1 rRNA gene is annotated in these 3,182 nt (G+C 56.3%); it reads right to left on the reverse strand.

The annotated features are described in order from the left end of the window. Positions 1–24: 24 nt before the first annotated feature. Positions 25–3,149 (reverse strand): 23S ribosomal RNA (locus tag ABTZ94_RS20205). Between the last annotated feature and the right edge of the window lie 33 nt (positions 3,150–3,182).

Raw genomic sequence — 3,182 nt, forward strand, 5'->3', positions numbered from 1 at the left:
ACAACACAGTGGACGCGAGCAACTGAGGACAAGCCCTCGGCCTATTAGTACCAGTCAGCTCCACCCGTTACCGGGCTTCCACATCTGGCCTATCAACCCAGTCGTCTACTGGGAGCCTTAACCAATCAAGTTGGTGGGAATACTCATCTCGAAGCAGGCTTCCCGCTTAGATGCTTTCAGCGGTTATCCTTTCCGAACGTAGCCAACCAGCCATGCCCTTGGCAGGACAACTGGCACACCAGAGGTTCGTCCGTCCCGGTCCTCTCGTACTAGGGACAGCCCTTCTCAATATTCCTACGCGCGCAGCGGATAGGGACCGAACTGTCTCACGACGTTCTAAACCCAGCTCGCGTACCGCTTTAATGGGCGAACAGCCCAACCCTTGGGACCGACTCCAGCCCCAGGATGCGACGAGCCGACATCGAGGTGCCAAACCATCCCGTCGATATGGACTCTTGGGGAAGATCAGCCTGTTATCCCCGGGGTACCTTTTATCCGTTGAGCGACAGCGCTTCCACAAGCCACTGCCGGATCACTAGTCCCGACTTTCGTCCCTGCTCGACCCGTCGGTCTCACAGTCAAGCTCCCTTGTGCACTTACACTCAACACCTGATTGCCAACCAGGCTGAGGGAACCTTTGGGCGCCTCCGTTACTCTTTAGGAGGCAACCGCCCCAGTTAAACTACCCATCAGACACTGTCCCTGATCCGGATCACGGACCGAGGTTAGACATCCAGCACGACCAGAGTGGTATTTCAACGGCGACTCCACAACCACTGGCGTGGCTGCTTCAAAGTCTCCCACCTATCCTACACAAGCCGAACCGAACACCAATATCAAACTGTAGTAAAGGTCCCGGGGTCTTTCCGTCCTGCTGCGCGAAACGAGCATCTTTACTCGTAGTGCAATTTCACCGGGCCTATGGTTGAGACAGTCGAGAAGTCGTTACGCCATTCGTGCAGGTCGGAACTTACCCGACAAGGAATTTCGCTACCTTAGGATGGTTATAGTTACCACCGCCGTTTACTGGCGCTTAAGTTCTCAGCTTCGCCGACCCGAAAGTCAGCTAACCGGTCCCCTTAACGTTCCAGCACCGGGCAGGCGTCAGTCCGTATACATCGCCTTACGGCTTCGCACGGACCTGTGTTTTTAGTAAACAGTCGCTTCTCGCTGGTCTCTGCGGCCACCCCCAGCTCATGGAGTAAATCCAATCACCGGTGATGGCCCCCCTTCTCCCGAAGTTACGGGGGCATTTTGCCGAGTTCCTTAACCATAGTTCACCCGAACGCCTCGGTATTCTCTACCTGACTACCTGAGTCGGTTTAGGGTACGGGCCGCCATGAAACTCGCTAGAGGCTTTTCTCGACAGCATAGGATCATCCACTTCACCACAATCGGCTCGGCATCAGGTCTCAGCCTTAACGTGTGACGGATTTACCTACCACACGGCCTACACCCTTACCCCGGGACTACCACCGCCCGGGCTGGACTACCTTCCTGCGTCACCCCATCGCTTACCTAGTACAAGTCTGGTTCGTCGGCTCCACCACTACCCTCAACTCCGAAGAGATCGGGCCGGCTTCACGGACTTAGCATCGCCTGATTCAGTATTGGGCGTTTCAAAGCGGGTACCGGAATATCAACCGGTTGTCCATCGACTACGCCTGTCGGCCTCGCCTTAGGTCCCGACTTACCCTGGGCAGATCAGCTTGACCCAGGAACCCTTAGTCAATCGGCGCACACGTTTCTCACGTGTGTATCGCTACTCATGCCTGCATTCTCACTCGTGAACCGTCCACAACTCGCTTCCGCGGCTGCTTCACCCGGCACACGACGCTCCCCTACCCATCCGTACTCCCGTTGGGGATACATGTACGAATGACACGACTTCGGCGGTACGCTTGAGCCCCGCTACATTGTCGGCGCGGAATCACTTGACCAGTGAGCTATTACGCACTCTTTCAAGGGTGGCTGCTTCTAAGCCAACCTCCTGGTTGTCTCTGCGACTCCACATCCTTTCCCACTTAGCGTACGCTTAGGGGCCTTAGTCGATGCTCTGGGCTGTTTCCCTCTCGACCATGGAGCTTATCCCCCACAGTCTCACTGCCGTGCTCTCACTTACCGGCATTCGGAGTTTGGCTAAGGTCAGTAACCCGGTAGGGCCCATCGCCTATCCAGTGCTCTACCTCCGGCAAGAAACACACGACGCTGCACCTAAATGCATTTCGGGGAGAACCAGCTATCACGGAGTTTGATTGGCCTTTCACCCCTAACCACAGGTCATCCCCCAGGTTTTCAACCCTGGTGGGTTCGGTCCTCCACGAAGTCTTACCTCCGCTTCAACCTGCCCATGGCTAGATCACTCCGCTTCGGGTCTTGAGCGTGCTACTAAAACGCCCTATTCGGACTCGCTTTCGCTACGGCTTCCCCACACGGGTTAACCTCGCAACACACCGCAAACTCGCAGGCTCATTCTTCAAAAGGCACGCAGTCACGACTGTTGCTCCGAAGAACAACAGCGACGCTCCCACGGCTTGTAGGCACACGGTTTCAGGTACTATTTCACTCCGCTCCCGCGGTACTTTTCACCATTCCCTCACGGTACTATCCGCTATCGGTCACCAGGGAATATTTAGGCTTAACGGGTGGTCCCGCCAGATTCACACGGGATTTCTCGGGCCCCGTGCTACTTGGGTGTCTCTTAAACGAGCCGTTGATGTTTCAGCTACGGGGGTCTTACCCTCTACGCCGGACCTTTCGCATGTCCTTCGCCTACATCAACGGTTTCTGACTCGTCTCACGGCCGGCAGACCGTGAAAAAGAGATCCCACAACCCCGCATGCGCAACCCCTGCCGGGTATCACACGCATACGGTTTGGCCTGATCCAGTTTCGCTCGCCACTACTCCCGGAATCACGGTTGTTTTCTCTTCCTGAGGGTACTGAGATGTTTCACTTCCCCTCGTTCCCTCCACACTGCCTATGTGTTCAGCAGCGGGTGACAGCCCATGACGACTGCCGGGTTTCCCCATTCGGACACCCCCGGATCAAAGCTCGGTTGACAGCTCCCCGGGGCCTATCGTGGCCTCCCACGTCCTTCATCGGTTCCTGGTGCCAAGGCATCCACCGTGCGCCCTTAAAAACTTGGCCACAGATGCTCGCGTCCACTGTGCAGTTCTCAAA

The sequence above is a fragment of the Streptomyces sp. NPDC002785 genome (genome assembly GCF_040295565.1).
Taxonomy (GTDB): Bacteria; Actinomycetota; Actinomycetes; order Streptomycetales; family Streptomycetaceae; genus Streptomyces.